The following is an 18,623-nucleotide window of genomic DNA, read 5'->3' on the forward strand; positions in this document are numbered from 1 at the left end:
AAAGACAAAGTAATCGCTGCCTTCTATAGCAGCTCGATTACTACAGCGGTGGTTATCAGGAGTATGTAAATGAACCCAAACTCACAAGACGACTATCTGTCTCGTCATGTACAGGCCAGCGCCGAGGACCTGTACCAAAAGATCGATGAGCTGCTTGCTCATACTGTTCCAGCAAATAGCCCCAACGTATCGCTTTATCGAGACATGTTGCTGACTGTGGTACGCATGGCCCAGGCGGACCGTAACCGCTGGGATGCCAAGATCATGATGCAAACCCTGCGAGAGATGGAGAATGCCTTTCGCAACCTTGAGCAATACAAGCGACGCCGCAAGGTAACGGTATTTGGATCAGCCCGGACGGCTGTGGATCATGAGCTTTATGTACTGGCCCAGAAACTCGGCTCAGCGCTGGCCCAACGCGACATGATGGTTATTACCGGAGCGGGCGGCGGCATCATGGAGGCAGCCCATGAAGGTGCTGGCCTGGAAAACAGCCTGGGTTTCAACATTACCCTGCCCTTTGAACAGCGGGCCAATCGAACCATGGACGGCACCGACCACCTGCTGTCTTTTCATTTCTTTTATGTGCGTAAGCTGTTTTTTCTCAAGGAGGCCGATGCTCTGGTGCTCTGCCCTGGCGGCTTTGGTACCCTGGACGAAACCTTTGAAGTCCTTACGCTGATCCAAACCGGCAAAAGTCCTCTTGTACCCGTAGTATTGCTGGACACACCTGACGGTACGTTCTGGAAGGATGCGCTCAGCTTTCTAAAAAAGAACCTGTCAGATGAGCGCTATATTCTGCCCAAGGATTTAAAGCTGGCAACGCTGGTGCATACCGCAGAAGAAGCAGCGGAGATTATTAGCCGCTTCTACAGCAATTTTCATTCGACCCGCTGGCTGAACGGTCAGTTTGTGATACGGCTGAATCATGCCCTGACATCCGAGGCATTGGCGCATATCGATGCGCACTTTGCAGATCTCTGCAAGAGCGGACATTTCACTCAGCAACCTTACAGCAAGACTGTTCCGGACGAGCCTGAGTTCGCGCACCTGAATCAGCTTTCCTTTGCTTTTAACGGACGCGACTATGGCCGTTTGCGGGAGCTAGTGGATGCCTTGAACGATCCACAGCATTGGCTACAGTGACCGCTGTGTAATAAACCGGACGCCTTATTTGATGTCACTCATCCGGCGCGCCACGCAGTAATCGTCCAATGCTATCCATAGTGAAACCACGATAACTCAGAAAGCGCCCTTGCTGTGCTCGCTCTTTAGCATCAGCGGGGCGCTTACCCTTGAACTTGCGCTGCCACACATCGTGTAGATGCGCAGACCAGTCTTCTTCGCACTCAGATAGCGCCTGTTCGATATCGCCCCGAGCAAGCCCGCGCTGAGCCAACTCCTCACGAATGCGAACAGGACCGTAACCCGCCCGGGCACGACTTGCGATATAGCTGCTCAGATAACGCGTTTCGCTCAATAATCCGTCTTCAGCCAAACGATCCAAAGCAGTGTTGATCAGGTCATCCGGCGCCCCGCGCTTGCGCAGCTTGCGGACCAGCTCCTGCCGACCATGCTCCCGGCGAGCCAGCAGGTCCATGGCTGCCAGGCGAACAGCGGCTGGAGTATCCAGTTCAGTAGGCATTCAAACCCCGTAAGCAATGAAACAATCAAGCCAGAAATAAAAAAGCCCTCGCTATGCGAGGGCTTTATCAGAGGAGATCTTAAAGATCTGCGCTAGCGTCCGCTTCAGCCTCTTCATTGGCCGCCCCTTTAACCGGGGCCTGACTTAGAAGCTGCTCGCGAATGCTCTTGTCGAGCGCATTACGTACTTCAATATTCTCTTCCAGGAACTTGGCCGCGTTAGCCTTACCCTGGCCGATCTTGGTGCCTTGATAGCTATACCAGGCGCCTGATTTCTCGACCAGACTCAGCTGTACGCCCAAGTCGATAATTTCGCCGTTACGGTAGATGCCCTTGCCGTACAGAATCTGGAACTCAGCCTGACGGAACGGCGGAGCTACCTTGTTCTTCACGACCTTGACACGGGTTTCGCTACCAACAACCTCATCACCCTCTTTTACCGCACCGGTACGACGGATATCCAGACGAACTGAAGAATAAAACTTCAGTCCAGGCAATTGGCCGTTTTGATATTACCCGTGATCTTACGCAGAGCCTGAGACATCAGACGCGCCTGCAGACCTACGTGCATATCACCCATTTCGCCTTCGATTTCCGCCTTTGGCACCAAGGCTGCTACGGAGTCGACGATGATGACGTCTACAGCGTTGGAGCGCACCAGCATATCGGTGATTTCCAGCGCCTGCTCACCTGTATCCGGCTGAGAGACCAGCAGGTCGTCAACGTTAACGCCCAGCTTGCTGGCATAGTCAGGGTCTAGCGCATGTTCAGCATCGACGAAGGCACAAGTTGCGCCTTGCTTTTGTGCTTCGGCAATGACAGAGAGGGTCAGCGTGGTTTTACCCGAAGACTCCGGACCGTAGATTTCTACGATACGGCCTTTAGGCAGACCACCAATACCCAAGGCGATATCAAGGCCGAGCGAGCCGGTGGAAATAGCCGGAATCGCCTGACGCTCATGATCACCCATGCGCATGACCGCACCCTTGCCAAATTGACGTTCAATTTGACCCAGGGCCGCGGCCAAGGCGCGCTTTTTGTTGTCGTCCATTAAAATCCTCTCGCAAGAAGGTAGGCCAGACGGCCGTGGAAAGCACTGTATATGTGAACAGTATTAAAGCATAAGAAGGACTTGATGGCTACCTTTCGATGCGATTTTCTTATGCAGAAATTCGCAATAACCCTTCCAGCGCAGCCGCAACGGACTGAGCCCTGACAGCGGCCCTGTCGCCAAGGAAAAGATGTTTCTCGCTATGGATGTTAGAGCCGTTTCCCCACGCTAACCAGACTGTCCCCACGGGTTTTTCCGGAGAGCCGCCACCTGGACCTGCAATACCGCTGACCGCAACAGCGAAGCGGGCACCGCTGCGCGCCTGCGCGCCTCGTACCATGGCTTCGACAACCGCCTGACTGACAGCCCCTACGTCCATGAACAAGTGATCCGGTACTTGCAGCTGGGCCGTTTTCTGAGCGTTAGAGTACGTCACAAATCCCGCCTCGAACCATGCAGAACTGCCCGCGACTCGAGTAATGGCCTCGGCAATACCGCCACCTGTGCAAGATTCAGCCGTTACAACATGTGCTTTTAACGCAGATAACCGCTTGCCCAGCTCAGCTGATAACTCATCGATAGTCATTGTGTGGCCCTGAGATGATCGCGAGGCGAAACCTTTATTGTACAAGGTTATGAGCTTCCTATATGAGGACTGCCGCTCGTCGGTTCAAGCCGGGCGTACTCTTGCCAAGTCATAAGACAAATGGTTTTCTGAAACCGGTTTCAAAGCCTGTCGTTCCATAGACAAGAACTCCACAATATTAGGGAGCAGGCCCATTGGATATGCCTCTTCAAAGCATGCGTCCGCCGCGTGCCACTATCAATCAGGTCGCTCAGGAAGCAGGCGTTTCCAAGGCGAGCGTCTCACGCTACATCAGCGGGGACCGGCAACTGTTATCGGATGCGCTGGCCTTGCGCATCGAATTAGCAATCGAAAAGCTTGGCTTTCAGCCCAATCAAATGGCGCGAGGTCTCAAGCGCGGCCGCAGCCGGCTTATCGGCATGCTGGTGGCCGACATGCTCAATCCTTATTCCGTTGCCGTCATGCATGGCGTCGAAACGGCCTGTCGCCGGCATGGCTATTCTCTCATCGTATGCAATACCGACCGGGATGACCTCCAGGAAGAGCGCCACCTGAATGCGCTTCAGTCCTATAACGTGGAAGGTCTGATCGTGAATACGCTCGGTCACCATCCCCGGGAGCTTCAGCAACTGCATCGAGAACTGCCCATGGTATTGCTCGATCGCAAGCTGGAAGGTCTGGATGCCGATCTCGTTGGGCTGGATAACACACAGGCCATTGGGCTAGGTCTTGAGCATTTGCTTGAGCGCGGCTATCGCGACCTGCTCATGGTGACCGAAGATCTCGACGGAACCAGCTCTCGTGAAGAGCGTGCCCGAACCTTCATTCATTACCTGTCGCCCCGCGCTGATGTACGAGGGCGCGTCAGCTCCTCTGCCGGCCTCAGCGACGCGCTACTTGAGCAGCTCGCGCATTTTCTCTCCCATACCGATCATGGTCCCAAGGCCATCATGGCGGCGAACGGCATTGCTGCGCTCGCTGTGACAAAAGGCCTCAGGAAATTAGGTTACAGAACGTTTGAATCGGTTGGACTAATCGCCCTGGACGATCTTGACTGGTATCCATTGGTGGGCGACGGCATTACCGCCATTGCTCAACCAACCCATGCGCTAGGCGTAGCTGCATTGGAGTATCTGCTGGAGCGTCTGCGAGGCGATGTGTCGAGCTCACGGACGCTGGCATTACCAGCTGAACTGGTAGTACGCGGCTCTACCCCAGCGCGACGTTAAAACAACAATGTGAAGGCGGCACCCTGTGCTCGACCTTCAATGAAACCGGTTTCAGGAGGCGTTATGAAACCTGATGTCGTAGTGACTACTTCTGCCTTTGGTGCTGATGCCGTACGCGCTCGCGGTCAGGAAAATTTCCTCCCGCTGATTGCAGGAGCCGGCGCCAGCACCGTCGAGATACGTGACGAACTGTTCGATGACATGCGACCTGAGCTATCCGCCCTGGGTAACAGCATAGCTGCACAGGGGCTGGAATGCGTCTACTCGGTCCCCATCGAGCTATGGCCACAAGGCGAGCACCAACCCACCCGTGAATTACAGCCTGCGATGGTACGCGCCGCCCGACTCGGAGCGCATACGCTCAAGATCTCCCTTGGCCACTTCACACCTTACTGCGACATGGAAGCATTAGGTCACATGCTGGAGGCCAGCTCTGTGCGCCTGCTGATTGAAAATGACCAGACTCCACACGGGGGCCGCCTCAAGGCTCTGCAAGCATTTTTTGATGTTGCGCAGCGAATGAAACTGCCTATCGGCATGACCTTCGACGTTGGCAACTGGCACTGGCAGAACGAGCAGCCAGAAACGGCCGCGCAATTACTGGGGTGCTACGTGGAGTACATTCACTGCAAGGCTGTTCGCGAGCGCAGTGGCCGCCTTCATGCCATGCCCCCCGAGACCGAGGATCTGGAACACTGGGCTCGGCTGTTTACTCACTTCAAAACGGGCCTGCCACGCGCCATAGAGTTTCCCCTCCAGGGCGACGTGGTTCGCGAGACACAGCGTCATGTCGAGGCATTGGGCCGTCTTGGTACTACCCAGCAGGAGACGCACCATGCCTGATTACGACGTGCTGGCCTTTGGCGAGACAATGACGATGTTCGTGGCTGAAGAGCCCGGTGACCTGGCCGACGTCGAGCACTTCGGCAAGCGTATCGCCGGGGCTGACAGCAATGTCGCCATTGGCCTGACCCGTCTGGGTTTGAAAGTAAGATGGTTGTCACGGGTAGGTGATGACTCCCTGGGCCGCTTCATTCGTGCAACGCTTGAACGCGAAGGGGTCGACTGCAGCCGGGTTGCCATCGACCCTGAGCACACCACAGGCTTTCAGTTCAAATCCAGGGAAATCGATGGCCGTGACCCCACTGTGGAGTATTTTCGCAAGGGGTCAGCCGCCAGCCATCTGTCGATAGAGCATGACTTCGATGACGCCCTGCTGGATGTTCGTCACATGCATGCGACGGGTATTCCACCTGCACTCTCAGATTCGCTTCGCGAACTGACCTACCACTTGATGAGCAGTGCACGCCAGCAGGGCCGCAGTGTGTCCTTTGATCCTAATCTGCGCCCCTCCCTCTGGCCTAGCGAAGCCCGCATGCGTGAGGAGATTAACCGCCTCGCCAGTCTGGCCCATTGGGTATTGCCAGGCTTGGCTGAAGGCAGGTTGCTTACCGGCTATGACACCCCCGAAGACATTGCTGCGTTCTATCTGGACCAAGGCGCCCAGGTGGTTGCCATCAAGTTGGGGCCGGAGGGTTCCTACTACCGCACCCATGAAAATGAGGGCCACGTTCCTGGCTATCCGGTGGAGAACGTCGTCGATACCGTCGGCGCGGGTGATGGCTTCGCAACCGGTTTTGTCAGCGCCTGTCTCGAAGGCCTGGACGTTTCCGCCGCTGTGGCCCGGGGTAACTGGATCGGCGCCAAGGCCGTACAGGTGATCGGAGATATGGAAGGTCTGCCCTACCGCCACGAGCTGCCGTAACACCTGGACTCTCGCATGGACAACAACAATAAGCCCACAGGTATATCGTCATGAATGCAACCTCCTCCATTGCCACCCGCCGCTGGTGGTACATCATGCCCATCGTGTTCATCACCTACAGCCTGGCCTATCTGGACCGGGCCAACTATGGATTCGCGGCCGCCTCCGGCATGGCTGATGACCTGGCTATTACCCCAGCCATGTCGTCGCTCCTGGGTGCCCTGTTCTTTCTTGGCTATTTCTTCTTCCAGGTGCCTGGCGCGATATACGCTGAAAAGCGCAGTGTAAAAAAGCTGATCTTCTGGAGCCTGATCCTGTGGGGCGGCTGCGCTACATTGACCGGCGTGATTCCGAACGTGCAGGCCCTGATTGCGATTCGCTTCCTCTTGGGTGTGGTTGAGGCAGCGGTCATGCCGGCCATGCTGGTTTATCTCTGCCACTGGTTTACTCGTGCGGAGCGCTCCCGGGCCAATACCTTTTTGATCCTGGGTAATCCGGCAACCATTCTCTGGATGTCTGTCGTATCAGGTTATCTAATACATACGCTCAACTGGCGCTGGATGTTCATCATCGAGGGCTTTCCCGCCATTATCTGGGCCTTTATCTGGTGGCGCCTGGCCGATGACCGTCCCGCACAGGCCAAATGGCTGAGCACTCAGGAAAAGCAGGACCTCGAGAGCGCGCTTCAGGCTGAACAGGTGGGTATGAAACCTGTTAAAAATTACCGAGAAGCCTTTCGTTCGCCCAAAGTCATTCTGCTGTCTGCCCAGTACTTCTGCTGGAGTATTGGTGTGTATGGTTTCGTGATCTGGCTGCCGTCCATCCTGAAGCAGGCCGCTCAGCTGGATATCGTCGAAGCTGGCTGGCTATCAGCCCTGCCCTATCTGATGGCAGTCCTGGCCATGCTGGCGGTCTCTTGGATGTCTGACAAAACTCTCAACCGCAAACACTTTGTGTGGCCGCCACTGCTGATTGCCGCCCTTGCTTTTGCAGGATCGTTCATGCTGGGTACCCAGCATTTCTGGTGGTCCTACACCTTGTTGGTTATCGCAGGTGCCTGCATGTATGCACCTTACGGTCCGTTCTTCGCAATCGTGCCGGAGATCCTGCCCAGCAACGTAGCAGGTGGAGCCATGGCGCTTATCAACAGCATGGGTGCACTGGGCTCCTTTGTTGGCTCCTACATCGTGGGTTATCTGAATGGTGTGACCGGCACCCCTGCTGCGTCTTATGTCTTCATGGGCAGTGCACTTTTCGTCTCTGCCGTGCTGACCATGCTCCTGCGTTACGCTCCTACTGCCAGCCAGGAAACAGCCAGGAACGCACAGCCAATGCGTACAGCCACCTCTCACTGAACAGGACTGCTCATGAAAAAGCGTGTCATTGCCTACAAGAAACTCTCGCCCGCGCTTACTGCTCGCCTACAGGAAGCAGCTGAGCTGACCTATGTCGATGTAACCGGTACGCATGGTCTGGCACCGCTGGAAGAAGCCCTGCCAGACGCGCATGGCCTGATTGGTTCCAGCGTCAAACTCAACGCTGAACTGCTGGACAAGGCCCCCCACCTAGAAGCCATTGCAAGCGTATCGGTAGGTTACGACAACTATGACCTCGACTACCTTACCCGCCGTGGCATTCTCTTGTGCAACACTCCGGATGTGCTAACGGAAACCGTCGCCGACACGGCTTTCGCCCTGATCCTGTCGACTGCCAGGCGTGTGGTTGAGCTTGCGAACTATGTCAAGGCAGGAGACTGGCAGGCCAGCCTGGGGGAGCCCTTGTTCGGTAGCGATGTTCATGGCAAGACGCTGGGAATAGTGGGAATGGGCCGGATCGGATCAGCGATTGCCCGTCGCGGTCACTTCGGCTTTGGCATGCCTATCCTCTACAACAGCCATTCGCCCAAACCGGATATCGAGCAGGAATTCGCCGCACAGTACCGCTCTCTGGACCAACTGTTGAGCGAGGCGGACTTTGTTTGTGTCACCGTGCCGCTAAGCCCTGAAACAACGCGCCTCATCGGAGCGCGGGAGCTGGCGTTGTTAAAGCCGGAAAGCTTTTTCATCAACATCTCCCGAGGCAAGGTGGTGGATGAGAGCGCGCTAATCGACGCGCTTCAAAAGCAGCAGTTCAGAGGAGCTGGCCTGGACGTCTTCGAAAAGGAGCCGCTTCCCGCAGACTCCCCCCTGCTGAGCCTGCCCAATGTGGTCGCTACACCTCATATTGGTTCGGCAACCCATGGCACACGCGAAGGCATGGCACGCTGCGCGGTCGATAACCTGTTGGCAGCTCTGTCAGGTAAACGCCCGCCTGATCTGGTCAATCGGGAAGTGTGGGAACAACGCAGCCAGTAAAGGTGAATCCACCTCGCAAGCAGCTGTCCAACGTCTGTCGATCACACGAGGGAAACCACCATGGCTGCAAATAAAGAAGAAATTGCCGAACTGCTCCAGCAAGCTCGTATGCAGGCTGGCAAAGCGGCCGATCAAGATCAGCCTGCTTATTACCGGGATGCCTTTGAAGCGCTTGCCCAAGCGGTTGAAAAACTGGCAAACACTGTAGGCGAGTCCCACCATGAGAAAGTGGTGCGCGCCGTTGAGGAGTTTCAGGGGGATGAAGGCATCTGAACACTCTGCAGAGCATCCAAGCGCCCGGATCATCCGGGCGTTTTTACATTCGAAACACAAACCCCATCACGTAACCGTCATCCCATTGCCCTATTACCGCAACATCTGCGACCTCTCGTCGCACCCATGAAACATAGCCAAGCCTGCCTTTGTCGGACTTTAAGTAGGCACTTCGTATGTGCCAGAGCGGATTGCCTAAGGGCGATCCCCCTTTCACGTCCTAACAGGAGAATGAAATGGTTGATGTCAACAGCATCAAAGAGCACGCTGAAATTGTAGGGTCCGATGGCCAGCATGTAGGCACCGTGGACCATCTAGAAGGCTCTGATCGCATCAAGCTGACCAAGCAGGATCAGGATGCCAACGGCCAGCATCACTATATTCCGCTGTCCTGGGTAAAATCTGTTGAAGGCGGCAAGATACAACTGGTCAAGACTCGCGACGAAGCCGAGCGCTCCTGGCAAGCAGCCTGACCGGGCCATTACCGGTATGAGCGGTTTTCGCTCATACCGGCTCCCTAGTTCTCTATACAAGCATGATGATATACCGCACTAGACGCGGCGAATGGCATACTGCAAACCGTCATTGGCGGGCGATCATCATGAATCACAATACCGCGCTTGTTTTCATCCTTCTGTTCTCAGCCATGCTCATTACAGGCTTTGCCAGAAATCAACACCCCATCGGCTTGGCCCTTCTATGGGCAGGCACTCTAGGCATGCTTGGCCTGATCGTCGTCATCATTACTCGCGCTCTTTCCATCTGCAGCTCTCTTGAAGCCTTTTTTCACCTCTGCTGAAAGGTGGCTCAGGCTACCCGTTCAGGCGCCTGATGTGGTTGCAAGGGTGGTGTTAGTGGAGGGAGGCCATAAGCTGCACGAGCTGCATCGCACCGCGCATTATGCTCGCCGTTGATCCATGAGGCCTCGAATTCACGACAGGGGCTTGGTCTGTTTTCATACACGGTACAGCGCGTACCGCAGCCCACATCCCCCAGCAGGCTGATACAACGCACAGGCTTGGTTTCAGTACCTATCATTGCAACATGATGAGGGGTTACCCCTACCGTCAACTCATCCGGCACTAGCCCACCGGCAGACCGGCATTCACCCCAGTAGAACGAAACACGAAAAAACGCGCAGCAGGCACCACAGTTAAGGCAAGGATTATCGATCGACATGTTTGGCAGAACACCAGAAAAAACCGGACGAATGCCGGCGAGAGAAGCGCCATTTTATTCATGGCCAAGCCTTTGTGAAGGGGGCTGAACCAAAATTCAGTGCTTTATAGATGATAGTCTTAGGGTGCATTCATCCGCTAACCAAACGACTGCGCATATAACCTCGAAACAGCCCTTCAGCGGCCTCATTCCAAGCGCCTTTTTATCCGACGATACTGACAAATCCGGTAGAATTGCCGTCCCTGTAAAACGACCCTGCGAGTGAATGACCTGTATGGAAAGCCTTTCCAACCATACGCCGATGATGCAGCAATACCTGAAGATCAAGCATCAGCACCCTGAGCAGTTGCTCTTCTATCGCATGGGTGATTTTTACGAGCTCTTTTACGATGATGCGAAAAAAGCCTCCAAGCTGCTCGACATCACCCTAACGGCTCGTGGCGCCTCAGCAGGTAAGCCGATCCCTATGGCGGGCATACCCTTTCATGCTGCCGAAGGGTATCTGGCCAAACTGGTCAAGTTGGGAGAGTCGGTGGTCATCTGCGAACAGATCGGCGACCCGGCTACCAGCAAAGGTCCGGTAGAGCGTCAGGTCGTCAGGATTCTTACGCCCGGCACAGTCAGTGACGAAGCCCTGCTAGATGAGCGACGCGACAATCTGCTCGCCGCCATTCTGGGCGACCACAAACTGTTTGGTCTGGCTGTACTGGATATCACCAGTGGACGCTTCGTTGTACAGGAACTGTCCGGCTGGGAACCGCTCATGGCGGAGATCGAACGCCTCAATCCGGCTGAGCTGCTTGTTCCTGATGATTGGCCACAAGGTTTACCCATTGAGAAGCGCCGAGGGCTACGCCGTCGAGCACCATGGGATTTCGATTGCGACACTGCCGTAAAAAGTCTATGCCAGCAGTTCGGCACACAGGACCTTAAGGGCTTCGGCTGCGACAAGCTAAAATTGGGTATCGGTGCAGCTGGCAGCCTTTTGGCCTACGCCAAGGAGACGCAACGCACTGCCCTCCACCACCTGCGCAGCCTGCATCACGAGCGCCTGGACGATACGGTCATTCTGGATGGGGCGAGTCGTCGTAACCTGGAACTGGACACCAATCTATCCGGTGGCCGTGACAATACGTTGCAGTCGGTGGTTGATCGTTGTCAGACCGCCATGGGTAGTCGCCTTCTTACCCGCTGGCTTAACCGCCCCTTGCGTAATCGCAGTATTATCGAGGCCCGCCAGGATGCAATTACCTGCCTGCTTGAACGGTATCGCTTCGAGCAGCTTCAGCCTCAACTTAAAGAAATTGGCGATATTGAGCGGATCCTGGCGCGAATCGGCCTGCGCACAGCTCGTCCACGCGACCTGGCTCGCCTGCGTGATGCACTTTCGGCCCTACCTGAACTGCAGCGCGGCATGCAGGATCTGGTAGCACCTCACCTTAATGATTTGGCCAAAAGCATCCAGACCTATCCTGAGTTGGCGGATACGCTTTCGCGCGCTATTGTGGACACCCCTCCGGCAGTCATTCGGGATGGCGGCGTTATCAAGCGCGGCTACGACGCTGACCTGGACGAGCTGCAAACCCTGAGCGAAAACGCCGGTCAGTTCCTGATGGATCTTGAGGCACGGGAAAAAGCGCGCACTGGCCTTTCAGGGCTTAAGGTAGGCTACAACCGCGTTCATGGCTACTTTATCGAACTGCCCCGAATGCAAGCCGAACAAGCCCCTGCTGATTACATTCGTCGGCAAACCCTCAAAGGGGCTGAACGCTTCATTACTCCCGAGCTGAAGACCTTTGAAGACAAGGCACTATCCGCCCAGAGCCGTGCGCTGGCACGCGAAAAGGTCTTGTATGAGGCTCTGATTGACAGCCTGATCGAGCAGCTTGCGCCCCTTCAGGATACGGCTGCCGCTTTGGCTGAACTTGATGTATTGAGTAACCTGGCCGAGCGTGCATTAAATCTGGATCTTAACCGTCCCCAATTTGTGGACGAGCCATGTCTGGACATATCGCAAGGCCGCCACCCTGTCGTTGAGCAAGTGTTGGATACGCCCTTTGTGGCCAATGACTTGAACCTGAATAACGACACGCGGATGTTGATCATTACTGGCCCTAACATGGGCGGTAAATCTACCTATATGCGTCAGACCGCCCTGATTGTTCTCTTGGCGCATATCGGTAGCTTCGTACCGGCTGCGGCATGTCGTCTGTCTTTAGTGGACCGCATTTTCACTCGGATTGGCTCAAGTGATGACCTGGCAGGCGGCCGCTCTACCTTCATGGTGGAAATGAGCGAAACTGCCAACATCCTGCACAACGCGAGCGAGCATAGCCTGGTACTCATGGATGAGGTAGGCCGTGGTACAAGCACATTCGACGGTTTGTCATTAGCCTGGGCCGCTGCGGAACATTTAGCCAAGCTACGGGCATACACTCTCTTTGCAACACACTACTTCGAGCTGACGGTCCTGCCGGATAACGAGCCGGTTGTAGCCAATGTGCATCTGCATGCCACGGAGCACAATGACAGGATCGTCTTCCTGCACCATGTCCTGCCTGGCCCGGCTAGCCAGAGCTATGGCCTTGCAGTCGCTCAACTGGCAGGTGTGCCCGCTCAGGTTATTCAACGGGCCCGTGAGCATCTGGCACATTTGGAGAAGACCAGCCTGTCTCACGAAGCCCCAAAACCGATTACTCAGGCAGCCCAGCCCATGCAGGCCGATCTGTTTTCTGCGGCCGCACATCCGCTATTGGATGAGATGGAAAAGCTCAATCCCGACGAGCTGACGCCACTTAAAGCACTGCAGCTTATCTATGAATGGAAAAAGCGTATCTGACAACCCGATGACGGGTATTGGCCTAATACTGCTAAAATCCCGCGCCTAGCCGCCTGAGGAGTTCTAATAATGACTTTTGTTGTCACCGACAACTGCATCAAATGCAAATATACCGACTGTGTAGAAGTATGCCCTGTGGACTGCTTTTACGAAGGCCCCAACTTTCTGGTTATCCATCCAGATGAGTGCATCGACTGCGCGCTATGCGAGCCGGAATGTCCTGCACAAGCTATCTTCTCCGAAGATGAAGTGCCGGAAAACCAGCAGGAATTCATAGAGTTGAACCGTGATCTCTGTGAAGTCTGGCCAAACATTACCGAGAAAAAAGAAGCATTGGCTGAGGCTGAAGAGTGGGACGGCAAGCCCAACAAGCTGCAGTATCTGGAGCGTTGATCAGGGCTTGAACCTAACTGTTCAGGCGCTGCATTTGTTGCACGCATCAAAAAGGGCGGGTTAACCGCCCTTTGTCCCTCCCCTATCATCCTGGCAATCGCACCCTTGGTGGTCACCTAAGCGAGATCTCTCTCGTCCATGCCTGCCTTGTCCTACACAATCGCCCATAAAAAAGCCCAACTTAATGTCGGGCTCATGTCAGTGCCTAGCAAAAGGGCTTATTGAAACAGCGAGTCACTTGATAGGCCATTACGCTCGAAAATTTCACGTAAGCGCTTGAGTGCCTCAACCTGAATCTGGCGCACCCGCTCTCGAGTCAAGTTAATCTCCTGCCCTACTTCCTCAAGCGTACAGCTTTCATGTCCGCGCAAACCGAACCGGCGTACAACCACCTCTCGCTGCTTATCCGTTAGCTCGGAAAGCCACTGGTCAATACTCTGACTAAGGTCTTCATCCTGCAACAGTTCGCACGGGTCGCTTGGCCGCTCATCGGTAAGCGTATCGAGAAGCGTCTTGTCTGAGTCGGGCCCCAAGGAGACATCGACAGAGCTGATACGTTCATTGAGTCCCATCATGCGTTTCACCTCTTCTACTGGCTTTTCCAGCAGACAGGCAATTTCTTCAGGCGAGGGCTCATGGTCGAGCTTTTGCGCTAGCTCACGAGCAGCCCGCAAGTAGAGATTAAGCTCCTTGACCACATGAATAGGCAAACGAATCGTTCTCGTCTGATTCATGATGGCACGCTCGATGGTCTGTCGTATCCACCAAGTCGCATAAGTTGAGAAGCGGAAGCCGCGCTCAGGATCGAATTTTTCTACCGCGCGAATCAACCCCAGATTACCTTCCTCGATCAGATCGAGCAGGGACAACCCCCGATTCACGTAACGGCGGGCAATCTTCACTACCAGGCGAAGATTGCTTTCGATCATTCGGCAACGGCCAGCGGGATCCCCCTTTTGCGCCAGCCGCGCAAAATGCACCTCCTCCTCAGGAGAGAGCAATGGAGAGAAACCGATTTCATTAAGATACAACTGAGTCGCATCAAGCGCCCGGCTGTAATCGATATGCTTGGTTTGCTTGGACGTGCGTGGTTGAAGTGCTTTAGGCGCATCACCCAGTAGCTGCGATGCATCGAATGAACCTTCTTCGAATGAGACGGAAGTTTCCAGCAGGAGCACTTCGTCACTCATGTCAAACTCGGGTTCTTTTTTATTAAGTGCCATGATCAATGTCCCTTGCTTGAGTTCGACAACAAGCCCGGGCGTGATCAATCCCCCTGATTACGCCTGAACCCGTCCCCCTAGCGCTAGAACGGGTCAGACAACGAGTCAACGATTTGGCAAATATTGCAGAGGATCTACGGGTTTACCTTGCCGGCGAATCTCAAAATGCAGCTTCACCCGGTCGGTTCCTGTAGAACCCATCTCGGCGATTGTTTGCCCGACCTTGACCTGTTGCCCCTCCCGAACCAGAAGCCTGCGATTATGACCGTATGCACTGACGTAGGTTTCGTTGTGCTTGATAATGATCAGCTCACCGTAACCCCTTAACCCACTGCCTGCATACACGACGGTTCCACCAGAAGCCGCTAGAACAGGCTGTCCCAAATCTCCGGCTATATCAATGCCTTTATTCAAACTGCCGTTCGAGGAGTAGCGCGAGATAAGGGTGCCTTTGGCAGGCCAGGCCCAGCCAGCAGAGGATTGGGGAACATTGGCAGTAGGCGTAGTAGCCGGAGGAGCTGTTACCGCAGGAGGAGCAGCCGGAATGTTCTGAGCTACTGGCGGTGCAGCAGGCGCAGCGGTAGCTGTAGGGGTATTTACAGGTACGGATGCTGTGGCAACAGGCGTAGACGATCCTGTTTGCGGAGGCCTTCTGGACGTCGTGGCAACCGTACTCGAGCTGCTGCCACCAAAGTTGATTTTCTGACCAACATGAATGACATAGGGGGGAGAAATACCATTATGAGCGGCAAGGCTCCGCCAGTCCCATCCATTGCGAGAAGCGATGGCATAGAGCGTATCGCCCCGCCGAACGGTATATTGTCCTTTTGTAACACGGTATGTATTTGCCGAGCCACCGGAACGATCAACAACCTGCACGCCTCGGGACGAGGAGCTTGAGCATCCTGATAAGACGAGACTTAGCATCAGAGCCAATATCAAGCTGATTCCACTGCCGTTGCGAATCCCTCGCAGCCGGGCCTTAAGAAGCCTCAATCCTTCCCCCTTAGAAAGCCTGTACGTCAACGCTAGCCGAATTGGCTGCTGTATTGACCATTGCCAATACTATCGTTCCCTGACAAAGGGGTCAGGCCAACGGTCCATTCAGAAGTGGAACAAAGCGCACAGAATCGAGCACTTTCCGAGAAAATCCCTCTTCTTGACGCTCGATCAGCATCAGTTGCTGCTCTTCGCCTTCACCTACCGGAATCACAAGGCGTCCACCCGGCGCTAGCTGATCGAGCAGCGCTTGAGGCACCTCACGGGCCGCAGCCGTTACGATAATACCGTTATAGGGAGCTAGCGCTGGCCAGCCCTCCCAACCGTCTCCCCAACGGAACACGACATTACGTACATTAAGCTCGACCAAGCGCTCCTTAGCTCTGTCCTGAAGTGACTGAATCCGCTCAACGGAGAAAACACGTTCGACCAGCTGCGCAAGTACCGCCGTCTGGTAGCCAGACCCTGTACCAATCTCCATGACCTTGTCCAGAGGGCCAGCAGCCAGGAGCAGCTCAGTCATACGAGCGACCATGTACGGTTGAGAGATGGTCTGGTTATGACCAATAGGAAGCGCCGTGTCTTCATAGGCCCGATGCGCCAGGGCTTCGTCGACGAACAAATGGCGGGGCGTGCGGCGGATAACCTCTAGTACCTGGGCATTGGAAAGGCCTTCTTCATAAAGCCTTTGGATGAGTCGTTCGCGGGTCCGTTGCGAAGTCATACCAATCCCATAACGCTGCATATGCTCTTGCCCCTGACTCATCGAAACATCTCCTCTAGAACAGCCAGCCCGGCAAACCCTTCATAAAAGGTCCGGTCCAGTTGTAGCGGCGTAATCGATACGTAACCTTGCATCACCGCATGAAAATCCGTGTCCGAGCCGCTATCTTCAGCATCACCCGCAACAGCGATCCAGTATCCCTCCTTGCCCCTGGGATTGACGTCCCTGACAGGCGGCTTGGCACGTGCACGATGGCCTAACCGTGTCAGCCGAACCCCTTTTATGTGCTCAAGCGGCAAGTTGGGTATGTTGACATTCAGCACCGTACGCGGCGGTAGATCAAGCTGCGTATGGGCTTCGACAATCTGCCGAGCGATCTGCGCAGCCGCCGGAAGATTATCGGGAAGCCGTGACAAGAGCGAGAAGGCAAAGGCCGGGCGGTCCAAAAAGCGACCTTCCAATGCGGCGGCCACTGTTCCCGAGTATAGAACGTCATCGCCCAGGTTGGCGCCCAGGTTGATCCCTGATACGACCATATCCGGCGTATGCTCCAGCAAACCATTGATGCCCAGGTGCACACAGTCGGTAGGCGTACCGTTTATACCGATATACCCGTTGGGTAAACGCTGTGGATGCAAGGGTCGATCAAGCGTCAAGGCGCTGCTTATCCCACTCATATCCGTCAAGGGTGCTACTACAGTGCACTCGGCATAGCCTTCCAGCGCTGCATGCAAGGCAGCAATGCCAGGCGAGAGAACACCGTCATCGTTGGCAATCAGAAGTCGCATGGAGTATCCGTCTGTCCTGCCGTGCCCAGCGAGACAAGCTCACGCACTACAACGGTAGCAAAGCAGCCAGCCGGCAGGACGAAGTCAAGTTGCAGAATGTCAGGTTCGGGATAATGCCATGACAGTCCGTTAATAGGGAGGCGAAGAATGCGCCGTTCATGCCGAAGCCCTGCATTACCGAGCCAAGCGGACAATTCGGCAGCATCAGCGGCCACACCTTGTTCTTCCTGTTGGACTGAGCCACCCGCCGGTGAGTCACCTTCTCCCCAGAGAGGACCGGTAGGATGAAGATCAAGGGCCGCCAGTCGTGGATCAGAACACTCCGCCTCACCCGCAGGAAAGAAACTGCGGCTATCCGTGAATGCCAGCAGATCTCCAACCCTTGCGGTATTCCAGTTCCCAGCAGTCACTCGCTGAGCCAAAATTTGATTGAACAGGTAACTGCGAGCAGCAGACAGGATGCGTGAACGACGATTACGCTGCTCGGGTAATGAGCCTTGCTGCGCAAAGTGCCTCGCTTCATCCAGATTGCCACCGTCGTACCCAAAGCGCTGCAACCCAAAATAATTCGGTACGCCTTCTGTAGCCATCTTGCTTAGCCGCTCTTCAAGCATGCGCTTGTCAGCAAGCAGTTCAGTCAGCCTGAGCGTAAACCCGTTCGCTGCATGAGCGCCACGCTGGAGCTTGCGGCGATGCCTGACGCGCTTCAGGATACTCAGGGCATCACTCTCAGCCGCGCTCAATTCAGGATCGGTTTTTCCCGGAAGATGCAGACTGAACCACTGCCGTGTAAGCGCCTGTTTATCCTTGAGGCCGGCATAACTGATGGCCCTTAGCGGCACGCCTGCAGCACGCGCTAAACGCCGCGCAGCTTCTTCCGTGTTAAGCCCTCGTTTTTCAATCCAGAGCCAAAGGTGCTCACCCTCCCCCTCCAGGGGAATATCCAGCACCTCGTTTACCTGGAAGTCTTCAGCAGTAGCCTTTAATACCGCGGTACCACAGGCGGGTCCATGGGCTGTTGGCCCCAGCAGATCTAATTCAGTCATACCGGAAGCAACAACGCTACGGCATGAACGGCAATGCCTTCTTCACGACCGACAAAACCCAAGCGTTCCGTAGTGGTTGCTTTTACATTGACTTGATCAAGCTCAACCTGCAGATCTTCTGCGATCGCACGACGCATGGCATCGATATGAGGTGCCATTTTGGGTGCTTGAGCGATGATCGTCGCGTCTATATTACCCACTTTAAATCCTTTCTCTCGAACCAGGCCGACCACATGACGCAGTAACGCACGGCTATCAGCACCTTTGAACTGCGGGTCGGTATCCGGAAAGTGCTTGCCAATATCGCCTAGCGCGACCGCGCCCAGCAGGGCATCTGCCAGTGCATGCAGGACAACGTCACCGTCCGAGTGAGCAACCAGTCCAGAAGTGTGAGGGATTTGTACACCGCCCAGCGTGATGAAGTTACCCTCACCGAAACGATGTACATCATAGCCGTGGCCAATTCGCATAAATAAAAACGCCCTGAAGGATCAGGGCGCCAATTCTACCGGGGTAATCCATAAACGTCG

20 protein-coding genes and 1 pseudogene are annotated in these 18,623 nt (G+C 55.1%); 11 read left to right on the top strand and 10 right to left on the bottom strand.

Translation table 11 applies throughout. The features are described from left to right. Nucleotides 1-69 precede the first annotated feature (69 nt). Nucleotides 70-1,146 (top strand): LOG family protein, encoded by a 1,077-nt coding sequence (locus IEX86_RS01050; RefSeq protein WP_188864219.1) that lies wholly within the window; start codon nucleotides 70-72, stop codon nucleotides 1,144-1,146. A 34-nt stretch (nucleotides 1,147-1,180) separates the two neighbouring features. Here the strand turns inward: IEX86_RS01050 and recX are convergent, their stop codons facing one another. The 3 genes and pseudogenes from recX to IEX86_RS01065 all read right to left on the bottom strand — a co-directional run bounded on the left by recX (nucleotide 1,181) and on the right by IEX86_RS01065 (nucleotide 3,281). After that, entirely contained in the window at nucleotides 1,181-1,645 is a 465-nt protein-coding gene (recX, locus tag IEX86_RS01055) for a recombination regulator RecX (protein WP_188864220.1), read from the bottom strand. A gap of 79 nt (nucleotides 1,646-1,724) precedes the next feature. Next, nucleotides 1,725-2,695, bottom strand: a pseudogene (gene recA / locus IEX86_RS01060) (recombinase RecA). Between the two features lie 109 nt (nucleotides 2,696-2,804). After that, a complete protein-coding gene (locus tag IEX86_RS01065) occupies nucleotides 2,805-3,281 on the bottom strand; it encodes a CinA family protein (protein WP_188864221.1) in 477 nt (158 codons plus the stop codon). A 200-nt stretch (nucleotides 3,282-3,481) separates the two neighbouring features. Between IEX86_RS01065 and IEX86_RS01070 the strand changes: the two genes are divergently transcribed. The 8 genes from IEX86_RS01070 to IEX86_RS01105 all read left to right on the top strand — a co-directional run bounded on the left by IEX86_RS01070 (nucleotide 3,482) and on the right by IEX86_RS01105 (nucleotide 9,701). Continuing rightward, nucleotides 3,482-4,510 (top strand): LacI family DNA-binding transcriptional regulator, encoded by a 1,029-nt coding sequence (locus IEX86_RS01070; protein ID WP_188864754.1) that lies wholly within the window; start codon nucleotides 3,482-3,484, stop codon nucleotides 4,508-4,510. Nucleotides 4,511-4,573: 63 nt separating this feature from the next. Continuing rightward, nucleotides 4,574-5,353, top strand: coding sequence for a sugar phosphate isomerase/epimerase family protein (locus IEX86_RS01075; RefSeq protein ID WP_188864222.1), 780 nt, complete (start codon nucleotides 4,574-4,576; stop codon nucleotides 5,351-5,353). Continuing rightward, entirely contained in the window at nucleotides 5,346-6,275 is a 930-nt protein-coding gene (locus tag IEX86_RS01080) for a sugar kinase (protein ID WP_188864223.1), read from the top strand. The genes IEX86_RS01075 and IEX86_RS01080 overlap by 8 nt, the downstream gene beginning before the upstream one ends. A gap of 50 nt (nucleotides 6,276-6,325) precedes the next feature. Beyond that, nucleotides 6,326-7,630, top strand: a complete 1,305-nt coding sequence (locus IEX86_RS01085; protein ID WP_188864224.1) for an MFS transporter — start codon at nucleotides 6,326-6,328, stop codon at nucleotides 7,628-7,630. A 12-nt stretch (nucleotides 7,631-7,642) separates the two neighbouring features. Beyond that, nucleotides 7,643-8,629 (top strand): 2-hydroxyacid dehydrogenase, encoded by a 987-nt coding sequence (locus IEX86_RS01090; RefSeq protein WP_188864225.1) that lies wholly within the window; start codon nucleotides 7,643-7,645, stop codon nucleotides 8,627-8,629. 60 nt (nucleotides 8,630-8,689) lie between these two features. Further along, entirely contained in the window at nucleotides 8,690-8,902 is a 213-nt protein-coding gene (locus IEX86_RS01095) for a hypothetical protein (RefSeq protein ID WP_188864226.1), read from the top strand. Between the two features lie 236 nt (nucleotides 8,903-9,138). Beyond that, nucleotides 9,139-9,375 (top strand): DUF2171 domain-containing protein, encoded by a 237-nt coding sequence (locus IEX86_RS01100; protein ID WP_188864227.1) that lies wholly within the window; start codon nucleotides 9,139-9,141, stop codon nucleotides 9,373-9,375. Nucleotides 9,376-9,503: 128 nt separating this feature from the next. Then, complete coding sequence (locus tag IEX86_RS01105) at nucleotides 9,504-9,701, top strand: hypothetical protein (protein ID WP_188864228.1); 198 nt, start codon at nucleotides 9,504-9,506, stop codon at nucleotides 9,699-9,701. A gap of 8 nt (nucleotides 9,702-9,709) precedes the next feature. On the opposite strand, the gene IEX86_RS01110 is transcribed toward IEX86_RS01105, so the two are convergent. After that, nucleotides 9,710-10,081, bottom strand: coding sequence for a YkgJ family cysteine cluster protein (locus tag IEX86_RS01110; protein WP_188864229.1), 372 nt, complete (start codon nucleotides 10,079-10,081; stop codon nucleotides 9,710-9,712). Nucleotides 10,082-10,355: 274 nt separating this feature from the next. Here IEX86_RS01110 and mutS point away from each other — a divergent pair, with 274 nt between their 5' ends. Next, nucleotides 10,356-12,920 carry a DNA mismatch repair protein MutS gene (gene mutS / locus IEX86_RS01115; RefSeq protein ID WP_188864230.1) on the top strand — a complete coding sequence of 855 codons (2,565 nt, stop codon included), beginning with the start codon at nucleotides 10,356-10,358 and terminating at the stop codon, nucleotides 12,918-12,920. A 69-nt stretch (nucleotides 12,921-12,989) separates the two neighbouring features. Then, nucleotides 12,990-13,313, top strand: a complete 324-nt coding sequence (gene fdxA / locus IEX86_RS01120; RefSeq protein ID WP_188864231.1) for a ferredoxin FdxA — start codon at nucleotides 12,990-12,992, stop codon at nucleotides 13,311-13,313. Nucleotides 13,314-13,531: 218 nt separating this feature from the next. Here the strand turns inward: fdxA and rpoS are convergent, their stop codons facing one another. The 6 genes from rpoS to ispF all read right to left on the bottom strand — a co-directional run bounded on the left by rpoS (nucleotide 13,532) and on the right by ispF (nucleotide 18,563). Further along, nucleotides 13,532-14,536 (bottom strand): RNA polymerase sigma factor RpoS, encoded by a 1,005-nt coding sequence (rpoS, locus tag IEX86_RS01125; RefSeq protein ID WP_188864232.1) that lies wholly within the window; start codon nucleotides 14,534-14,536, stop codon nucleotides 13,532-13,534. Nucleotides 14,537-14,641: 105 nt separating this feature from the next. Continuing rightward, nucleotides 14,642-15,463: a peptidoglycan DD-metalloendopeptidase family protein gene (locus IEX86_RS01130; RefSeq protein ID WP_188864755.1), complete on the bottom strand. Its 822-nt coding sequence runs from the start codon at nucleotides 15,461-15,463 to the stop codon at nucleotides 14,642-14,644. A 160-nt stretch (nucleotides 15,464-15,623) separates the two neighbouring features. Continuing rightward, on the bottom strand, nucleotides 15,624-16,259 hold the full coding sequence (locus IEX86_RS01135) for a protein-L-isoaspartate(D-aspartate) O-methyltransferase (RefSeq protein WP_188864756.1): 636 nt from the start codon (nucleotides 16,257-16,259) through the stop codon (nucleotides 15,624-15,626). A gap of 38 nt (nucleotides 16,260-16,297) precedes the next feature. Continuing rightward, nucleotides 16,298-17,047 carry a 5'/3'-nucleotidase SurE gene (gene surE / locus IEX86_RS01140; protein WP_188864233.1) on the bottom strand — a complete coding sequence of 250 codons (750 nt, stop codon included), beginning with the start codon at nucleotides 17,045-17,047 and terminating at the stop codon, nucleotides 16,298-16,300. Continuing rightward, on the bottom strand, nucleotides 17,035-18,093 hold the full coding sequence (gene truD, locus IEX86_RS01145; protein WP_188864234.1) for a tRNA pseudouridine(13) synthase TruD: 1,059 nt from the start codon (nucleotides 18,091-18,093) through the stop codon (nucleotides 17,035-17,037). Before truD ends, surE begins: the two co-directional genes overlap by 13 nt. Continuing rightward, on the bottom strand, nucleotides 18,090-18,563 hold the full coding sequence (ispF, locus tag IEX86_RS01150) for a 2-C-methyl-D-erythritol 2,4-cyclodiphosphate synthase (protein WP_188864235.1): 474 nt from the start codon (nucleotides 18,561-18,563) through the stop codon (nucleotides 18,090-18,092). The genes truD and ispF overlap by 4 nt, the downstream gene beginning before the upstream one ends. Nucleotides 18,564-18,623: the final 60 nt, after the last annotated feature.

The sequence above is a fragment of the Pseudomonas asuensis genome (assembly GCF_014646755.1).
Taxonomy (GTDB): Bacteria; Pseudomonadota; Gammaproteobacteria; order Pseudomonadales; family Pseudomonadaceae; genus Chryseomonas; species Chryseomonas asuensis.